This window comes from Leucobacter sp. NPDC058333 (assembly GCF_042726155.1).
Classification (GTDB): domain Bacteria; phylum Actinomycetota; class Actinomycetes; order Actinomycetales; family Microbacteriaceae; genus Leucobacter.
Map to the genome: position 1 here is coordinate 999,419 of NZ_JBHXHV010000001.1, position 18,516 is coordinate 1,017,934.

At 66.4% G+C, this 18,516-nt stretch carries 17 protein-coding genes; 8 read left to right on the top strand and 9 right to left on the bottom strand.

Features of this window, described 5'->3' with window-relative positions; genetic code table 11:
• Window positions 1-28 precede the first annotated feature (28 nt).
• The 5 genes from ACFWHR_RS04630 to ACFWHR_RS04650 all read left to right on the top strand — a co-directional run bounded on the left by ACFWHR_RS04630 (window position 29) and on the right by ACFWHR_RS04650 (window position 5,551).
• Window positions 29-1,573: a leucyl aminopeptidase family protein gene (locus ACFWHR_RS04630; RefSeq protein ID WP_382447097.1), complete on the top strand. Its 1,545-nt coding sequence runs from the start codon at window positions 29-31 to the stop codon at window positions 1,571-1,573.
• Window positions 1,574-1,578: 5 nt separating this feature from the next.
• Window positions 1,579-2,931, top strand: coding sequence for a M18 family aminopeptidase (locus tag ACFWHR_RS04635; RefSeq protein ID WP_382447098.1), 1,353 nt, complete (start codon window positions 1,579-1,581; stop codon window positions 2,929-2,931).
• Window positions 2,932-3,069: 138 nt separating this feature from the next.
• Entirely contained in the window at window positions 3,070-3,486 is a 417-nt protein-coding gene (locus ACFWHR_RS04640) for a flavin reductase family protein (RefSeq protein WP_382447099.1), read from the top strand.
• A 5-nt stretch (window positions 3,487-3,491) separates the two neighbouring features.
• Complete coding sequence (locus tag ACFWHR_RS04645; protein ID WP_382447100.1) at window positions 3,492-4,598, top strand: LLM class flavin-dependent oxidoreductase; 1,107 nt, start codon at window positions 3,492-3,494, stop codon at window positions 4,596-4,598.
• 2 nt (window positions 4,599-4,600) lie between these two features.
• Window positions 4,601-5,551 carry an AraC family transcriptional regulator gene (locus ACFWHR_RS04650; protein WP_382447101.1) on the top strand — a complete coding sequence of 317 codons (951 nt, stop codon included), beginning with the start codon at window positions 4,601-4,603 and terminating at the stop codon, window positions 5,549-5,551.
• Between the two features lie 131 nt (window positions 5,552-5,682).
• Here ACFWHR_RS04650 and ACFWHR_RS04655 read toward each other — a convergent pair whose 3' ends face one another.
• The 8 genes from ACFWHR_RS04655 to ACFWHR_RS04690 all read right to left on the bottom strand — a co-directional run bounded on the left by ACFWHR_RS04655 (window position 5,683) and on the right by ACFWHR_RS04690 (window position 15,544).
• On the bottom strand, window positions 5,683-7,347 hold the full coding sequence (locus ACFWHR_RS04655; RefSeq protein WP_382447102.1) for an indolepyruvate oxidoreductase subunit beta family protein: 1,665 nt from the start codon (window positions 7,345-7,347) through the stop codon (window positions 5,683-5,685).
• Entirely contained in the window at window positions 7,344-9,518 is a 2,175-nt protein-coding gene (locus tag ACFWHR_RS04660; protein WP_382447103.1) for a thiamine pyrophosphate-dependent enzyme, read from the bottom strand. Before ACFWHR_RS04660 ends, ACFWHR_RS04655 begins: the two co-directional genes overlap by 4 nt.
• Before the next feature lie 174 nt (window positions 9,519-9,692).
• Complete coding sequence (locus ACFWHR_RS04665; protein WP_382447104.1) at window positions 9,693-10,802, bottom strand: branched-chain amino acid ABC transporter permease; 1,110 nt, start codon at window positions 10,800-10,802, stop codon at window positions 9,693-9,695.
• Entirely contained in the window at window positions 10,799-11,680 is an 882-nt protein-coding gene (locus ACFWHR_RS04670) for a branched-chain amino acid ABC transporter permease (RefSeq protein WP_382447105.1), read from the bottom strand. Before ACFWHR_RS04670 ends, ACFWHR_RS04665 begins: the two co-directional genes overlap by 4 nt.
• Window positions 11,677-12,402 carry an ABC transporter ATP-binding protein gene (locus ACFWHR_RS04675; RefSeq protein WP_382447106.1) on the bottom strand — a complete coding sequence of 242 codons (726 nt, stop codon included), beginning with the start codon at window positions 12,400-12,402 and terminating at the stop codon, window positions 11,677-11,679. The genes ACFWHR_RS04670 and ACFWHR_RS04675 overlap by 4 nt, the downstream gene beginning before the upstream one ends.
• A complete protein-coding gene (locus ACFWHR_RS04680) occupies window positions 12,399-13,169 on the bottom strand; it encodes an ABC transporter ATP-binding protein (RefSeq protein WP_382447107.1) in 771 nt (256 codons plus the stop codon). Before ACFWHR_RS04680 ends, ACFWHR_RS04675 begins: the two co-directional genes overlap by 4 nt.
• A 12-nt stretch (window positions 13,170-13,181) precedes the next feature.
• Window positions 13,182-14,390 (bottom strand): ABC transporter substrate-binding protein, encoded by a 1,209-nt coding sequence (locus ACFWHR_RS04685; RefSeq protein ID WP_382447108.1) that lies wholly within the window; start codon window positions 14,388-14,390, stop codon window positions 13,182-13,184.
• 302 nt (window positions 14,391-14,692) lie between these two features.
• Entirely contained in the window at window positions 14,693-15,544 is an 852-nt protein-coding gene (locus ACFWHR_RS04690; protein WP_382447109.1) for a PaaX family transcriptional regulator C-terminal domain-containing protein, read from the bottom strand.
• Window positions 15,545-15,630: 86 nt separating this feature from the next.
• Between ACFWHR_RS04690 and ACFWHR_RS04695 the strand changes: the two genes are divergently transcribed.
• A complete protein-coding gene (locus tag ACFWHR_RS04695; protein WP_382447110.1) occupies window positions 15,631-16,116 on the top strand; it encodes a VOC family protein in 486 nt (161 codons plus the stop codon).
• Between the two features lie 38 nt (window positions 16,117-16,154).
• Here the strand turns inward: ACFWHR_RS04695 and ACFWHR_RS04700 are convergent, their stop codons facing one another.
• Entirely contained in the window at window positions 16,155-16,556 is a 402-nt protein-coding gene (locus ACFWHR_RS04700) for a RidA family protein (RefSeq protein ID WP_382447111.1), read from the bottom strand.
• Window positions 16,557-16,704: 148 nt separating this feature from the next.
• Between ACFWHR_RS04700 and ACFWHR_RS04705 the strand changes: the two genes are divergently transcribed.
• Window positions 16,705-17,571, top strand: a complete 867-nt coding sequence (locus ACFWHR_RS04705) for a fumarylacetoacetate hydrolase family protein (protein ID WP_382447112.1) — start codon at window positions 16,705-16,707, stop codon at window positions 17,569-17,571.
• Window positions 17,572-17,583: 12 nt separating this feature from the next.
• Window positions 17,584-18,510 (top strand): acyl-CoA thioesterase, encoded by a 927-nt coding sequence (locus ACFWHR_RS04710; RefSeq protein ID WP_382447113.1) that lies wholly within the window; start codon window positions 17,584-17,586, stop codon window positions 18,508-18,510.
• The last annotated feature ends 6 nt before the right edge of the window (window positions 18,511-18,516 follow it).

Genomic DNA, 18,516 nt, shown 5'->3' on the forward strand with positions numbered 1-18,516 from the left:
GTCGGCGGTGAGGGATAGTGTTGACCCCATGAGCGTTGTGATTGACCCTGCATTCGATCCCGTCCCCTCCCTCGCCGCTGAGGCTTCAGTGCGCGTTATCGCCGGCGGTGCTGCCGACGATGCCGCGGCCGCCGCGCGATTCGTGCGCGGCGATGGCGACCTGCCCGCCGGTCTCGGCGACCTCAGTCGAGACGCGCTGGCCGCCGCCGGTTTCACCGGGAGCAAGAACCAGACGCTGGTGCTTCCGGGCGCTCAGCTGCGCGTGCTCGTGGGCACCGGTGACGGCATCAAGACCGCCGCCCACCTGCGCGACGCGGTCGCTGCGTTCACCCGCGCTGCCCGCGAGGCGAGCGAGCTTGCCGTCGATCTCAGCGATGTGTTGGCCGGGGCAGACGAGCTCGCGGCGGCCGATGCCGCCCTCGCCGTGACCGAGGGCGCGCTGCTCGCTCGGTACCGGTTTGACGCGCTGAAGGGTGACCCGCACACCGTCGCGCTCGAGGCGCTCACGATTCTCGTGCCCGAGGCCGACGTTGAGGCCGCCACCGCCGGAGTTGAGCGGGGCAAGATCCTGGCCCGTTCGGCGTCTGTCGCCCGCGACCTCGCGAACACGCCGCCGCGGCACCTCAGTGCTGAAAAGTTCGCCGAGGTGATCGAGCGGCTCGCGCCTGATTTCGGTCTCGACGTCGAGGTGTTCGATCGCGCACAGCTCATCGAGCTCGGCGCGGGCGGCCTGCTCGGTGTAAACGCCGGCAGTGTTGAAGAGCCTCGCATGATTAAGGTCTCGTACCGACCCGCTGACCCCGAGGGTCACCTCGCGCTGATCGGCAAGGGCATCATGTACGACTCGGGCGGCATCAGCCTGAAGCCCTCGAACGCCATGCACGCCGCGATGAAGTTCGACATGATGGGCGCCGGTTCGGTGTTCTCCTCCATGATCGCGCTCCGCGACCTCGGCGCGAAGACCGCGGTTACCGGCTGGCTGATGTGCACCGACAACATGCCGTCGGGCAGCGCGACCAAGCTCGGCGACGTGCTCACCATTCGCGGCGGCAAGACCGTCGAGGTGAAGAACACCGACGCCGAGGGGCGACTCGTGCTCGCCGACGGGCTCGTGCTCGCAACCGAAGATCGCACGATCGACGAGCGCCGCCCCGACGCCATCGTTGATATTGCCACGCTGACCGGGGCGGCTATGGCCGCCCTTGGAACCCGCACCGCCGCGATGCTCGCGAACAACGATGAGGTAGCGGCCCAGCTGCAGGCCGCGGCCGACGCGACCGACGAGAACATCTGGCGCTTCCCGCTCGACCACCGGTACCGCGAGCAGCTCAAGTCGAACGTTGCTGACCTGTCGAACATTGGCGGCCAGTACGCCGGCGTGATTCTCGCCGCACTCTTCCTGAACGAGTTCGTCGACGATACGCCGTGGGGTCACCTCGACATCGCCGGCACGATGCAGGCGGAGAGCGATGACCTGTGGCGCTCCGTCGGTTCGACCGGCTTCGGCGCGCGCCTGCTCGCCGAGTACGCGACGAACTTCGTCGCCTCGCCCGCTCAGACGACGGGGGAGTGAACGCCGTGGCCCGCTCGCTGTTGCAGGATCGCGATACGTACATCAGTGCGTTCGGCGATTTCGTCTCGGCATCGCCGAGCTCGTACCACGCTGCCGGCGCGCTGGCCGAGACGCTTGCCGCTGCCGGGTTTACCGCGCACGACGAGACCGCAGCGTGGAGCCCGCTGACCGCGGGCGGTCGCGGATTCGTGCGACGCGACGGCGCGGTTATTGCGTGGCGCGCTGGCGCGGATGTTGACGCGGTGAGCCCGGTGCGCGTGCTCGGCGCCCATACCGACTCGCCCGGTTTCGTGGTGAAGCCGCGCCCCGACTTCGAATCGGACGGCTGGGCGCAGGTCGGCGTCGAGATTTACGGCGGGCCGCTGCTGACCTCGTGGCTCGACCGCGATCTCGGCTTCGCGGGCCGCATCGTCACCCGCGACGGCGTCGAACACCTCGTGCGCACCGGCGCCGTTGCCCGCATTCCGCAGCTCGCGATTCATCTCGACCGCGATGCGAACAAGGCAATGACACTCGATCGACAGCGCCACACGCAGCCGATCATCGGTATCGCCGGTGAAGACCTGTCGGTGCTGTCGCTGCTCGTGCGCGAGCTCGGCGGAGGAGCCCGCAGCGGATCGGGCCGCGGCCGCGCCGCCGCCCGATCCGCTGCTCGCGCCGCCCTCACCGCCGAAGACGTCGTCGGCGTCGACGTGCGGCTCTACGACACGCAGGCCCCGCAGCGCATCGGCGCTCAGGCCGAGCTGTTTGCATCGCCGCGCCTCGATAATCTGACCTCGACGTACGCGGGCCTCGTCGCGTTGCTCGAAACCGAGCCCGACCCGGGCACGATCTCGATGGTCGCGGCGTTCGACCACGAGGAGCTCGGGTCGAATACTCGCTCGGGTGCTGCCGGCCCCTTCCTCGCCGACGTGCTCGACCGGCTGCGCGCCGGGCTCGACGCAACGGGCGAAGATTCGGCTCGCGCACTGGCCGCGTCGTGGTGCTTGTCGGCCGACGCGGGGCACTCGGTGCACCCGAACTACCCCGAAAAGCACGACCCGCGGGTGCGCCCGTTGGCCGGGCGGGGACCGATGCTGAAGATCAACGCGAACCAGCGCTACGCGAGCGATGCGCACGGCGCTGCGCTCTGGAGCCGCCTGGGCGCGGCTGCCGAGGTGGCGACCCAGGAGTTCGTGTCGAACAACACGGTGCCCTGTGGATCAACGATCGGTCCGATCACAGCCACTCGCATCGGCATTCGCACCGTCGACGTGGGTGTTCCGCTGCTGTCCATGCACTCCGCGCGCGAGCTCGGGCACATCGACGACCTGTTCGGTCTTGCGAAGCTCACGGGGGCCTTCTTCGCCGGCGCCTAGGGAGCATCGCGGCCCGGCTAGCTCGACACTTCGTATTTCGGATAGCGCTTTGCCAGCCGGTGCAGCATTCTTGTCACACAAACGTTATTAGCGTCGTGATAAGGGGACATTGTGCACCGAGAGGAGTTCAAAGCCGCTATGCGCCAGTGGCAGACCGGTGTCTGCCTGGTGACGAGCGGCGTCGGGGCCGATGAGGCCCCGGTCGGGCTCGTCTGCAATTCCTTCACGGCGCTCTCGCTTGACCCGCCGCTGATCAGCTGGGCCGTCGATCACGGCTCCTCCGCGATCGACGCCTGGCGTCGCGCTGAGTCGTTCGCGCTGCACGTCCTGCCGCATCGTGAACGCCCCCTCGACGACCCGCTCGTCGCCCAATTCGCGCGCCGCGGTGGCGACAAGTTCGATGGTCTGCAGTTCGTCTCGAACGCGCACGGCGATCCGGTGTTCCCGGAATTGACGACGCGTTTCGACTGCGTACTGTACGAGCGCATCAGTATCGGCGATCATGATCTCATGGTGGGCCGACCGACCTCTGTCATTCACCCACCACAGAATTGAGCATCATGACACGCGACATCCTCAACGGCGAAGATTTCACACTCGGTCTCTTCTCACCCAACTGCTCCGGCGGGCTCGCCGTCACCAAGATCCCGGAGCGCTGGAGCGCGAGCTGGGAAGACAATCTCGCGCTCGCCCGCGCCGCCGAGGCCGCAGGCATCGACTTCCTGCTGCCGATCGCACGCTTTATCGGCTACCAGGGCGAAACGAATTTTCACGGATCAGTGCTCGACCCCATCGTGTGGGCAGCCGGTCTACTCGCGAGCACGTCGCGCATCAACGTCTTCTCAACCGTGCACACCGCCTTCAACAATCCGATGGTGGTGGCGAAGCAATTGGCGACGCTCGATCAGATCGGTGGCGGCGGGCGGGCGGGGCTCAACGTTGTCGCCGGTTGGAACCTCCCGGAGTATGAGGCGCTCGGTGCTCCGATGCCAGAAGCCCACGATGACCGCTACGGCTTCGCGGCCGAGTGGCTCGACATTATCGACCGCGCGTGGAGCGAGCCGGGCAAGTTTCAGTACGACGGCAAATTCTATCAGTTGCGCGACAGCGAATCAGAGCCGAAGCCGCTCGGTGGTCGCGTGCCCATCTTGAATGCCGGGTCTTCGCCGCAGGGCCGTGACTTCGCCGCGCACTACTCCGACTTCGCGTTCACGATCATTCCGGACGCGCAGACCGGCGCGGGCATCGCGGCGAGCATGAAGGAGGACGCGCGAAGCCGTTACGGCCGCGATGTTGGCGTGCTCACCCTCGGGCACGTCGTGTGCCGCGAGAGCCGTGCCGAGGCAGAAGATTACCTCGCGTACTACGCCGATGAGAACGCCGACTGGGGCGCGGTTGACTACCTCATGACGCTGCAGGGCATGCACGCGCAATCGTTCACCCCCGAGATGCTGCAGACCATGCGCTCGCGCTTCGCTTCAGGGCACGGCTCGCTCCCGATCATCGGCACGCCAGAGGACGTCGCAGAGCAAATCCGTGAAATCAGCGACGCCGGAATCGACGGCATGACGCTCGCCTTCGTCGACTACACCGCCGAGGTCACCCAGTTCGGGCACGACGTCATGCCGATCCTCGAACGCATGGGAGTGCGCAAGCCGCGCGGGTAGGCATGGCTGAATCGTTCCTCTCCGATCACCCGGTGATTCACGCTGCCGACGCCGGGCGGCTGAGGGACGCCGTCGATGGGCTCACGGGCTACGATCACGCGGTTGTCGACGCCACGGGTCTGGTCGGACGACCCCGCGGCACCGTCAACGGACTCAGGATCGGCGAGCTCTCGCTCGTGTTTGTCGCCTACGCCGCTCAGGTGCGCGTGTTCGCGCCGCCGACGCGCGATCAAGTGGTGCTGGTCGTCCCGCTCGGCCCGATGCGCGTCGAAACCGCCGGTCGCGTCACGCTGCTTGACCAGCCGTTCGTGCTGTCGGGCGTAGCCGAGACGACGATGCTGCCGGACCCGTTCGCGGGTGCGCTGGTCGGCGCCATCCACGTCTCCGAGGTGACGGCGCTGCTGCGAGAGGGATTCGGTGCGGAGCGCGAGTTCGCTGTCGACCTCGCGCAGGCCCGGCCGATCCCGGTGAACGCGGGCGCCGCGCTGCGCCGGGTGTGGTCGGCGTTTGCGCGTGATCCGGGTGACGATGCTTCGCTGCTGCTCGACCGGTTGGCGATCGGGCTCGCGCCCTTCGTGAGTTACGGCTCGGGGGAGTCACTTGTTGGCGGGCCGCCCGCGTATCTCACCGAGGCGGTGAGGCTGCTGCGGCGGCGCCTGGCAGAACCCGACTCCCTCGTGGGCCTCGCGGACACCGTCGGGATCGGCACGCGGCAGTTGCAGCTCGCGTTTCAGGCCCACCTCGGCCGCACGGCGCAGGAGTATCTGCGCGATGCCAGGCTTGATCGTGCGTGGTCCCTGCTGCGCGCGGCGGGCGGTACGGCGGGCGGTACGGCGGGCGGGCAGGTGACCGTGGCGCAGGTTGCTGCCGAGGTCGGCATTCCGCACTCGGGTCGCTTCTCGCGCTATTTCGCCGAACGCTTCGGCCTCCGCCCGTCGGACCTGCTGAGCTGAGTGGGCTCTTACCTGCGCCGAGCCCCTCCCGTTTCGCCGAACCCCTTGCGATAGAGCGCATTTCGCATAGGGACTCGGCGAGGTCAGGAGGGCTCGGCGAGGTGGGAGGGGCTCGGCGCCCCGGCTCCGCGCTAGGCGGGCTGGGCTGCCAGCGAGGTCAGGGCCTTGTCGAGAGCCTTTCCGTCTTCGTCCACGAGGGCCGCCTTGGTGAGGCGCGCGAGCGTGGGAGCCGCATCTGCGCGGCCGCGCAGTGTCGGCACGGTGGCAATGAGTTTCGCGAAGCTCTCCGAACCGTGCGAGTGCGTCTCACCGTAGCCCTTGAGTACGCGGGCGCACGTGGCGATCTCGCACGCGAGCGCGTAATCCTCAGCGGCGACGTCGATGATGAGATCCAGCCACGCATCGATCGCGATCTGTTCACGTCCGTACCGCAGCGACCGGGGGCGCATGGGGCGCATCGCGGCCATGATCCAGAGCATGCTGTAGCCGGTGACCGACGTCGTGTTGATGATCATGCCGTCGCGCGTAACCGCACCGACGACGCGGGCAAACAGCTTCGAGCGTGAGAGCGCGCGACCGAGCGCGGTCGGCAGCGTGTCGGTGATCTCGTCGACCTGCGGGTGCAAGAACTCGCGCACCTGGGTGAGCTGACCGCTGTCTGCTTTCGCCTCAACGCGTACGCCGTCCATGCGACGCGTGCGCAACTTCTGCAGCGCGACGTGGATGGTGTCCTGGTAGGTCATCCAGAGGGCCGCGTGGCGGGCGACCTCGACCGAGAGCTCCGCCTCGGGATGCCCCTCCTCGAACGGGAGGACGCGCGCGGCACGATCCAAAAACAGGTCTGTGTAGTCGGGGCCCTGGTAGAGCGCCGTGCGCACGCAGCCGTGCACCACCATCGAGCGCGCCGCCTCCGGGAACCGCGGGATGCGATCCATGCGGTCTGCGATCTTCGGGCCGACGAGGCTCCGTGGGTTCGACGTCGCGAGTTCGCGGTGCCGCTTGGCCTCTGCCTCGGCGGCTTCCTCTTCAGGATCGCGCGGCCTGCGTCGGCCGATCGTGACGCGCACGGGGCCGAGCCCGGAAGGCTGCGGGTCAGCGGCGGCCAGCTCTGCCGCCTGGGCGGCCTCAGCCGCTTCAACCGCCGCGCGCTGCGCTGTCTCGAACCCCAGGCCAAACGCCTTCAACGAGCGTTCAACGGCCTTGCCCGACCGGATGAGCGCCGCCTCGAACTGCTCGCGCCCGATCGGCAACGCATTCGACCCCGCCAGCGCGCCGAACAGTGACGACGAGATAACGCTTCCCGCCTGCGCGGCGAGCGCGTTGAAGTCGGCGGCGATGAGCTGCTTCGAACCGGCACGGGCTGAGCTCACGAGGCTCTCGTCATCAACGCGCCCATCGCCGAGCGCGATCTTCTCGGTGATCGAGTACACGCGGTTCGTTGACGCGATGAGCGTCGTGCGGTCGGGTGTGCTGAAGCCGCGCTGCACCGCTCGCCCGGCCTCCATCAGCTCGGAGGCGATCACCACGTCAACCTGGCCCGGTGTCGGGAAGAGGCTGAGGATCGGTTCGCTGCGGGGGCTGCCGGGTGTCGAGGTGTCGTCTCGCGGAAAGAGCTCGACGTAGTACACGGTCGCGCCGGTGCGCTGGGCGACGCCGGCGACTGAGGTGCTCTGGGTGACGTACCCGGAATCCTCACCGAGTGACACGATCCAATCGGCGAGCACGCCGCCGCCCTCGCCGCCCATCGCCAGAATTGCGATGGTGATGGGCCTGCGTCCGGTGTGCCAGGTGCTCATGCGGCCACCTCGTACTGGCTCGCGCGGCGCTCGACCGGAGACGACAGCATGGAGATCCAACCCGAGCGGATACGGCCGAGCGTGCGGTCGCGCCAGGTCGGGTTAATGACGACGTCGGTGCGATAGAACGACGGACAGAGCGAGGCTGCGTGCGCGTTTGCTCCGCAGACGCCGCAGCCGACGCAGCTGTCGATCACCGTTGCGACCGGGTCGGTGCGCATCGGATCGGGGTTCTCTTTCAAGGTGAGCGAGGGGCACCCCGAAATGCGAATGCACGCGTGATCGCCCGTGCAGGTGTCGGCATCGACCCCGAAGCGCTGCCGCACAACGCGCTTCCCCGCTTTGATGTCCTGTTGCCGTTTCGGCTTCTCTCGCCGCTGCAGGTTGAGCTGACACTCGCTCTGAGCGATGACGACCTTCGGCCCCTCGGTCTGAGTGGTGAATGCCTCGACGAAGATACGCTTCAACTTCGCGACGTCGTAGGTGTGCGTCATGGTCTTGGCCCACTTCACGCCGACACCGCGCACCGCGCGTTCGATGGGGTTGCGCGAAGACCGGCCCGAGGTTTCGGCCTGACCGTACGACGACAGCACGTCTTGGCCGCCGGTCGCGGCCGCGTACGAGTTGTCGACGACGACGAGTACCTGGTCGTTCTTGTTGAACACCGCGTTGCCGACGCCGCTCGTGAGACCGTTGTGCCAGAAGCCGCCGTCACCCATCACACCAATGGTGGTGCGATCGGCGTCGCGAGGATTCAGGGCGGCAGCACCCGCGGAACCGAGCCCGTACCCCATCGTCGTGCCGCCGAGATTGAAGGGTTCGTTGATGCCGAATAGGTGGCAGCCAATGTCCATACTGACGTGGTGCTCCTGCCCGACCTCCTTCTCGGCCAGCTTCATCGCCGAGAAGATGGGGCGTTCGGGGCAGCCGGTGCAGAGTCCTGGCGGGCGCGCCTGCACCTGCTTCGCGTCGACGCGGGGCGCAAACGGACTGGCCTCGTTCTCGGGTGGCAGCAGCAGCGACGGTTGCGCCTCGATGAGCTGTGGAGCGTAGCTGGCGAGAAACTGCGACAGCCCCGTCGTGACAACCTGGGTCGTGTACTCGCCACCCATCGGGAGAAGGTCTTTGCCGTGCAGTTTCGTATCGACGCCGGCCTTGCGCAGAATCGAATGCAGGTTCTGCTCGATGTAGTCGGGCTGGCCCTCCTCGAGTAGCAGCACCGCACGCTTGTCGGCGCAGAACTCGAGAATCTCGGTCTCGATGACGGGGTATGTCACGTTCATCACGTACATTGGCACCTTCGTGTTTCCGAAGGCGTCCGAGCAGCCGAGCAGCTCAAGTCCGCGATTCAGCGTGTTGTACAGGCCACCCTGCACGATGATGCCAATGTCGTCGGTCTCTCCCGGGAAGAACTCGTTCAAGCCGTTGGCGCGAATGTACTCGACGGCGGCGGGCCAGCGAGCGCTGATCTTCTCGTGCTCGTGCAGAAAACTCGCGGGCGGCAGCACTATGCGGCTGAGGTCGCGCTGCGGATTCTCGACGGCGTCGGTCACTGTCATCGGCGGGCGCACATTGTCTTCGGCGACAAACGAACCCTGCAGGTGGCACGACCGCAGGCGCAGATCGAGCATGACGGGCGTATTGCTCGCCTCCGAGAGCGCGAACCCGTGCTTGACGGAGTCGACGATGGCGCCGATGTTGGGGCGCGGATCGAGCAACCACATCTGAGATTTCATGGCGAAGGCGTGCGAGCGCTCCTGCATGATGCTGGACCCCTCGCCATAGTCCTCGCCCAAAATGACGAGAGCGCCGCCCTGCACGCCGCCGCTCGCGAGGTTCGCGAGCGCGTCGGAGGCGACGTTGAGACCCACCGTCGACTTAAACGTAACGGCACCGCGCAGCGGGTAGTGCACCGAGGCCGCGAGCATCGCGGCGGCGGTCGCCTCCGAAGCGGAGTTCTCGAAGTACACGTCGAGTTCCTCGAGAATGTCGTGTGCGTCCCCGAGCACGTCCATCAGGTGCGAGATGGGTGCGCCCTGATACCCGCCAACGTATGCGACCCCGGATTCGAGCAGCGCCTTGGTGACCGCGAGGATCCCCTCGACGTGCAGCGGAGTGCCGGCGCCTGAGCGCAGCAGCTTGACCTCATTAACAAATGACCGTTCAGCCATGTTCGTGCCTTTCCATGTCGCCATCGACCGGGCCGGGACCCATCCACAAATATATCAAACAATCGCCGAGCGTCACGTAAATGAAACAAACTTCGTGTGAAACTGCCTGTGAGTTCGCCCCAATGGTCGAGCGTACGCGCTCACAGCGCCCGCGGCGAGGGGCGGAGCCCGCGGTTAACTCCCAGTGATGCGCGCGCGGAACGGCCAGTGCGCCTCGCGCCCGGCCGTGATGCCGGAGGGGCGGAAAATCAGCACGATCACCATGATCGCGCCGAGCACGATGAGTCGGCTCCCGGAGGGGAGCGAGACGAGCACATCGCCGAACTGCAGCCCCTTCTCGAGCAGGCCGAGCACGAAGCTGAGCGCCGAGATCGCGAGCGCGCCGACAACCGCCCCCCACAGCGAGAGCATGCCGCCGACGACGAGCATCGCGATCGTCGTGAATGTGAAGTCGAGTGAGAACTGCGACGACTGCGCGACACCGTTCAGCTGCACCCAGACCGCGCCGCCAACACCCGCGAGCGCTCCCGAAACGGTGAACGCGATCAGGCGGTGCAGCGTGATGCGAATGCCAGAGGCTGGAGCAGCCTGCACACTGTCGCGCGACGCGCGGAGCATACGAGCGCTCGCACTCTGGCTGTAGAGCCACGCCAGCACAATCACCGCGAGTGCAATGACGAGTACCGCCTGCAGGTCGAAGCTGCGCGGCAGACCCGTCATCGATTGTCCAGCCTTGGGTCCGATCTTCGTCCAGTAGGTCAGTATTTGGACGACGAGCATGAGCAGCGCGAACGTGGCGATACCCGCCTCAAGCCCGTTCAGTCGCATGAGTGCGAGGCCGCTCAGTAGCGCGACGAGCGCCGAGACAACCGCGGCGATCAGCAGCGCCACGAACGGGTTCGCCTGCACCTGGGCGAGAAACGGGAACAGGTCAGGCATGATCGCCGATTTGATGTTCGGCGGGATCGTCAACAGCGAGAGCGTCCACGCGCCCACCGCGACGAACGCGATGTGCCCGAACGAGAGCACGCCGCTGTTGCCGATAAACGTCCACATCGCCACCACGATGATGAGGTTCGCGAGGGCGTAACCGAGGTCGATTGACGCCGCCTGCGAAATGCCGCTCGCGCCGAGCGAGACGAGCCACACGGTGAGCAGCGGCGCCGCGAGGGTCCACAGCTTCGCGATCGGCTCTGGCACGGCAATGCGACGCCCGAACAACGACGAGCGAGCGGTTGCGCGGTCGGTCTTGCCGGTCGCCGGTGAAGAACTGGTGGAGGTCATGTGCGCTCCTTGAACTGGCGGCGGGCAAACAGGCCGTTCGGTGCGACGACGAGCACGACGGCGACGAGCAGATAGACGAACGCGATGCGGAAGTCGTTGATCCAGTCGGGCAGCCACGTCGTGAACATCGATACGGCGAACCCGACGAAGAAGCCGCCGGCGACACTGCCGCCGAGTCGGCCGAGACCGCCGATTGTGGAACCAATCAGTGCGAAGAGCGTGACCTGCACGCCGAAGGTGGGGCCGACCGCGCCGGTTTGCGCGGTGAGCACGAATGCGATTGCGGCCGCGAGGACTCCGCTGATCGCGAAGGTCAACGCGATCACGCTGCCGGCTCGAATGCCCAGAATGCGCGCCGCCTTGAAGTCCTCTGACGCGGCGCGCACCTGCAAGCCCATGCGCGTGCGGGTGAGGAAGGCGTGGGTCGCAAGTAGTAGCACCGCCCCGAGCACGATCGACACGATTGAAATGAGATTCACCCGGAGTCCGCCGAGCGTGACTGACGCAGCGAGCCCCGGGGCCACCGCCGCAGACAGTACGTTCGTGCCGAACACCCCGTCGTAGACGCGCTGCAGCAGGATGCTGAGACCGAAGCTCGCGATGAGCAGCGTCGCCGGGGGCTGCGTGCGGATCCACCGAAACACCGCGAAATCCATGCACAGCGACAGTGCGACAGCGACCACGATCGACGCGATGATCGCGAGCGGCCACGAGATCGGCCAGAGCAGGATGAGCGCGTAGCCCGCGGCGGTGATGAGTTCACCGTTCGCGAAGTTCGCGAGGCGCATGACGCCGAAGACGAGGCCGATACCGAGCGCGGCGAGCGCATACACGGCCCCGGCCGACGTGGCGTCGATGAGTGCTTGAAGAAAATTCACGAGCCGAGATACGCTTTCATGAGAAGGGCGGAATCCTGCGCATCCGATGGGCTGAGCGTCATGGTGATGCGCCCCTCGCTGAGGACGTGCGTGCGATCGGCGGCCGCTACGGCTTGCTGGGCGCGCTGCTCGACGAGCAGCACGGCCGTGCCGCGCTCGCGGATGCGTGCGATCGAATCGAATACGGTGTCGACCGCGGTCGGCGACAGCCCGAGGGACGGTTCGTCGAGGGCGAGCAGCCGGGGCGATGCGAGCAACGCGCGCCCAATGGCGAGCTGCTGCTGCTGGCCGCCGGAGAGCAGCCCGGCCGGCCGATCCGCGAATTCGAGCAGGATCGGAAACAGCTCGTGGACCCAGGCGAGATCGTCGGTGGGTTGCGATCCGCGCGGCCTGGCCGTGGCGCCCAACCGCAGGTTCTCGCGCACCGTCAGCCGCGAGAACACATTGTGCCCCTCGGGAACGAGCGAAATGCCGGATCGCGCAATGCGCTCGGTCGAGACGCCGGCGATTGACGCGCCGTCGAACGTGAGAGACCGGGCGTTCGAGCGCACGGCATCGACGAGCGCCTGCATCATTGACGACTTGCCAGCACCGTTCGGGCCGATGACGCCGACGAGTTCTCCCGCCCCGACGGTGAGGCTGACGCCCTTCACCGCGGCAATACCGCGGTAGGAGACCGTGAGGTCTTCCACCTCGAGCAGTGGGCGCTGCGTCGCGGTCATGCGGCTGTCCCTTCTGCGAGTTGTTTCGCTGCGCTGCCGAGGTAACTCGACGCGAGTCGCTCGTCGGTTCGCACCGCATCGGGCGCGCCGTCCATGACGTTCTTGCCGGCTCCGAGCACGAAGATGTGGTCACAGCTGGCAAAAATGAGCGGCATGTTGTGGTCGATGAGCAGCACGCCGACCCCGCGGGCGGCGACCGCTCGCATGGTGTCGCGCAGGTGCTCAGCCTCGCCGTCGTTCAAACCGGCGGCGGGCTCGTCGAGGAGTACGTACCGGGGGCGCAGTGCGAGCGCGCGAGCGACGCCGAGACGCCGCTCGACGCCGTGCGGCAAGCGGTCGGCGTCGTGCGAGATCCAGTCCGTGAGATTCAGCTCTTCGAGCAGCTCTCTCGCCAGTGCGCGCGCCGCGCGTCGGCCGGCACCGCACGCAAGCGCCGGTACTTCGACGTTTTCAAGCACCGTGCTGCGCTGAAACAGATGTCCGTGCTGAAACGTGCGGGCGACGCCGAAGCGAGCGCGGCGCTCGGGGCGCACGCGCGTGATGTCCGATCCGTCAGCGATGACGGACCCGGAATCAGGGAGGTCGTATCCCGTCAGAATATTGACGAGCGTCGACTTGCCCGCGCCGTTCGCGCCAATGAGACCCGTCACGCGGCCGGTCGGAATGTCGATGGTGACGTCTGAGAGCGCTTGCACTCCCGCATACGCGCGGGAGAGGGAGACCCCCTGCAGGACGCCGCCTGCAGGGGGAGTCGCGGCCATGGTCATGCCCGGCCGCGCCTACTCGGCGACTTTTTCGGGCGCGCGGGTCTCGAGCCAGGCGAGAGCCCCGTCGCGCACCTCGAGCACGCGCTGCGGCCGGTTGACGTTCACGTGCAGTTTCGACGTGAACGTCGTGGGGCCGACGAGTAGCGGCACGTCGGCGAAGTTTGTGAACTCCTTGGCAAGCTTGTCGCCATCCCAGCTCCCGGCCTTGTCGTAGGCGATCTGCACTGCCTCGATGGCGGCGTCACCGGTCGTCATGCTGCCGTTTTCCGGGCGCTGACCGTATACCTTCTCGTACTTCTCGGAGGCCTTGTTGACAGCGTCATCGCTGTCGTCGCCCCAGACCGACGGGTAGGTCACGATGTAGTAATCCTTGAGATTCGGGATCGCGTCGAGCCAGAACGTGCCGTCCATGCCGAAGCCCGAGACGACCGGGGTAGCAATGCCGCCGTCGCGCAGTTCTTTCGCGGCCTTGCCGCCGCCCTCGCCGTAACTGCAGTTGAAGATGACGTCGGGTGCGGTGCCGCCGCTGATTTTCGAGACGGTCTCCTTGATGCTGTCACCCTGCTTGAAGGTGTACGTCGCGAGCTCCGTGCCACCGAGTTCGGTGAAGCGCTTCGCCGCGGTCTCGCACTGGTTCTGGGTGTACTTGATCGAGTCGTCCTTCAAGAAGACCGCGTTCTTCCAGCCCTTATCGGAGGCGAACTCCGCCATGACGCTGGCCTCACCCGGAACCGCGTTGCCGAGCGAGAATCCGATGTTCAGCCCGCCGTCCGGCCCGTAGATCGTGTCGCCCACGCACGGCGCAATGTTGAGCACGTTGTTCTGCTCGGCGACCTGAGCTGCGGGAACCGCGGTGTCGTAGTCGCAGGTCACCATGAGTACCTTGGCGCCGTCATCGATCAGACCCTGCGCTGCCGGAGCGTACTTTTCAAAGTCGGAGCCCGTGTCGACGACGCTGAGCTCGACCGGGGTGCCGTCGATGCCACCCGCATCGTTGAGCTCGTCGACGGCGATCTTCATCGCGTTGAGGGCGGGCGTATCGAACGGCGACATGAACCCGGTTTCGGCCATGACCGCACCGATCAGGATCTTGTCGTCTGCGCCGCCCGAAGTGGATGTGGAATCGGAGGAGCCGGCGTCTGGCGCCGATGACACGCACCCCGAAAGGGCGAGTGCGGCCGCGGCGAGCGCGGCGATGGTGAGCAGTGGTGATTTCCGCATGGACTGCAGCCTCTCTGTGGCGACGCTTCGGCTCGACGATGAGTACGATGCGTCCGGTGAAGTGGTCTGTCGTGCCAGTGACGATCGTGAGAGCGAAGGAGCCAGCTTCGGGTTTCCGAGAGCGGCAGATCATTCCGTGTGTCGACAGTGACAAGACAGTTTCTATCTCGTATGCATGACGTTCGTCAAGAGAATGTTGCAAGTTGGTGCGCGTTCGTCACCAAGTTGTCGCTTTCGAGCGCGATTCAGCGCCTCTGGCCCCGCCAGTTTGCGGGAACGGAGCCTCGGTCGGATCGGGGGCGTTAGTGCCCGAGCGCCTGCTCGACGAACGCAAACGCGGCGCGGTCGAGCTGGGTGACGATGTCCTCGATGAGTCGGGTCGCCGGATCGCCTGGCCAATCGCTGCGCAGCAGTTCGCGAGGGAGCCCGGGGTCGCGCATCGGAAGCACGCGCCAGTCGTCAAGTGCGCGCAGGTAGTGCACGAACCCCTCGCGGGCGGGAATCTCGGTGCCGTACGAGCGCACGAGGCCCTGAAAGTCGGCTTGATGACGGGCGATAAAGTCGCGGTAGCCGGCCTCGATCGCGTCGAGGTCCCAACACTCGCGGGCCATTCGCGTCAGGTCTTGACCGCCGGCGTGGCGACCGACGATGAGGTTCGTGTTGTTCGTGAGTTCGAGACCATCAATGAGCTCGAGCGCGTCGGCCGCCATGCGGGCAGGGGCGATCCACACTCCCTGACCTACGTTGCCGAACCCGAGAGCCGCGAGTCGTGACCGGAGTAGGTGTCGCTTCGCTCGCTGTTCCTCCGGGATTGAGAATGTTGCGACACACCAGCCGTCGGCGAGCTGCGCGGGCTGCCGCGCGTGCCAGATCACCTGGTCGCCCGAGGCGAGCAGCGACTTGGCGAGTGGCGTCAAATGATAGCCGCTAGCGCCGTCTCGCTTCTCGGGCTCGAGCCAGCCGCGCTTCTTGAGGCGAGATACCCCTGTGCGCGTGCTCGACTCGTCGACGCCGAGTTCCTCGAGGAGCGAAACGATTCCCTTGATGGGCATCCAATCACCCGTGCGCCTTGCGAACGCGCCAAGGAGTGTGACCAGCAGCGTGCGGGAGGTGTTCGGGATCATGGGGCCCTGTTCTTCGAGCGGATTCGTCATCAATGGGACGTTTCTGTTGCGATCATCATCGATTCGTGACAGTTTAAGGCCGTGCACACCGGAGTGCGCTGACCTCAGGAGGAGCCATGACTCACAGCCCCACGTTCTCCCACGTCGGTATCACGGTACCGAATCTCACCGAAGCCGTCGATTGGTACCGCGACGTGTTCGGGTATTACTTGCTCGCCGGTCCGCTCGAGGTGCGTGAAGACGAGAGCGCGCTGGGCCGCGCGGCGGCCGGCATCTACGGAACCGGGTTCACGCGATTCCAGTTCGCGCACATGGCGTCGGCCGACGGTAGCGGCCTCGAGATTTTTCAGTTCGACGCACCGGCCTACGAGCGCCCGGCCGAAGTCTTCGAGTTCTGGCGCAGCGGCGTGAATCACTTTGCGGTGACGGCCGCCGACGTCGCGGGGTTCGCCGGCGAGATCGCTGCCGCGGGCGGGCGGCAGCGATCCGAGGTCGTGTCGATCGACGAGGGGCGCGGCTTCAGCATCGTGTACTGCGAGGATCCGTGGGGCAACGTGTTCGAGGTGTGCTCGCATCCGTATCCGTACATGTGGAGTGCGTAGCCGCGCCCTCGCACATCGGCGTCTTGCGCAGGCGTCGCCTACTCCGCGTCGCCGATGTAGGCGACGCCCTGAATCTCAATGAGCGCCTCGGGCTGCCACAGGCTCGTCACGCCGATACCCGCCATTGCGGGGTATTCGCTGCCGGCCATCTCGCGCCACTTCGCACCGATTTCGCGGCCGTGCCGCTGGTAGTCGGCTACGTCGGTCAAATAGATGGTGACGTCGATGAGGTCGGATGGCTTCCCGCCCGCGTGTTTGAGGGTGATGAGCACGTTCGAGAAGGCTCGTTCGAACTGTTCAACAATGCCGCCGGGAACAATGCGCATGTCGGCGTCGAGCGCGGTCTGGCCGCCCAGGTACACGAACGGCCCGGCCTTGACTCCGTGGGCGAACCCAATGGGCTTGCAGAGCTGCGGGGGAGTGATGATCTGCTTCGGCAACGGTGCCTCCTATGTCGTGATCGTGAATGAAAATCTAAATTCATCTCGTACTTGTGACGTTCGTGACTATTCTGACATACTGAAGTCGATTTCGCCCGAGGAAGTTCGGTCTCCCCGATGCTTCCTCACACGAACCACAGGAGCAACGATGCACTTGGGAACACTCAACCTCGGCGACGGCCGCACGCGAGCCGCTGCTCGCGCCGACGATCAGTGGCTGCTGCTCGATGCCGCCGACGTCGGTGAACTCGTGAGGCAACCGGGCTGGCGCGAGGCGGTCGAAACGGCGCTCGCAGATTTCAGCGCAGGGGCGCCCGTCGAGGCCAGTGTGGCCGAGGCCGACACAGTGCTGCTGGCACCGGTGCTGCGCCCCGCGAAAATCGTGTGCTGCGGACTGAACTACCACGACCACATCCTCGAGACCGGTCGCGATGTGCCGCAGTACCCAACGCTCTTCGCCAAATTCGCGGACACCCTCACCGAGCCGGACGCCGAGATCACCATCGCCGGCTCGGACAGGGTGGACTGGGAGGCCGAGCTCGCAGTGGTGATCGGGGCACCGGTGAGTCGTGCGTCCGCCGCGGAGGCGGCGGACGCGATCCTCGGCTACACCGTCGCCAACGACGTCTCGTGTCGTGACTGGCAGTCGCGCACACTGCAGTGGTTCCAGGGAAAGGCGTGGGATCGCACCACGCCGATCGGCCCCGTCATCGTGACCGCCGACGCCATCTCACCGCGTGCGGGCCTCGCAATCAGCGCAGACATCGATGGCGAGGTCGTGCAATCGAGCAACACCCGCGAGCTCGTCTTCGACGCCGCCGACCTCGTCGCCTACGTCTCGGAATTCACCGAGCTCGGACCGGGTGACATCATCCTCACCGGCACCCCAGGTGGCGTGGGCCTCGGCCGCACCCCGCAGCGCTGGTTGCAAGACGGCGAGGTATTGACCACGACCATCGAGGGCATCGGCTCGCTGCGCAATCGCATGCGACTGAGCCCCGCAGCGAAGCAGTAAGCGGAGACCATCGTGAACCCTGACGCAGCCGGCGGCCTCGATCGAACGCATCGCGAAGACGCATCACGCTTCTTGGCGGCGATCGCCCTCGAAGAGACCGAGGCCGAGATCTTTGATCGCGCCTTCCTTGTCACCCCGCAGCACGTGCCGTGGCCGAGAGCATACGGCGGTGATTCGGTCGCTCAGGCCGCCGCAGCAGCGCTCGCGACCATCGGTGATGACCGTGAACTGCATTCGCTCCACAGCTCGTTCTTGCGCCCGGTCGAGGTTGGGTTGCCCGTCCGCTACGAGGTTGAGCTGCTGCGGGACGGTCGCGGGTACTCGACTCGGCACGTGCGCGGCTACCAACACGGCAAGCCGGTCTTCATGACGACGGCGTCATTTCAGGTACCGGAAGACGGGCCCGAATATCAGCCTGCCGCGCCAGCCGCGCCGCTTCCCGAATCGCTCCCGAGCAGTGCCGAGGCTCTTGCAGGGCAGCGAGGGTCTGACGCGGTCGACTACTGGTCGAGCGGCCGCAGCTTCGACATGCGTCACACCGCGGGGCCGCTGTACACGGGCAGCGTGGATGCAGAAGTCGCGGGCTCACGTGCCACGGGCGACGCAGAGACCGACGGCGTCTGGGTGCGATCCTTCGCTGCTTTGCCCGATGACCGCCGCACGCACCAGCTCGCGCTCGCCTACGTGTGCGACTACACGATTCTCGAACCGTCGCTGCGCGCGCTCGGCGCCCACTGGTCTTCGCCGGGTCTCGTCACCGCAAGCCTTGATCACAGCATGTGGTTTCACCGGCCGGCGCGCGTCGACGACTGGCTGCTGTACGCGCAGGAGAGCGCGGGCGTGCAGAGCGGACGAGCACTCAATCTCGGGCGGTTTTACACGGCGACGGGTGAACTCGTCGCGACGGTGATGCAAGAAGGCATGATCCGCGGCGTATAGGCGCCG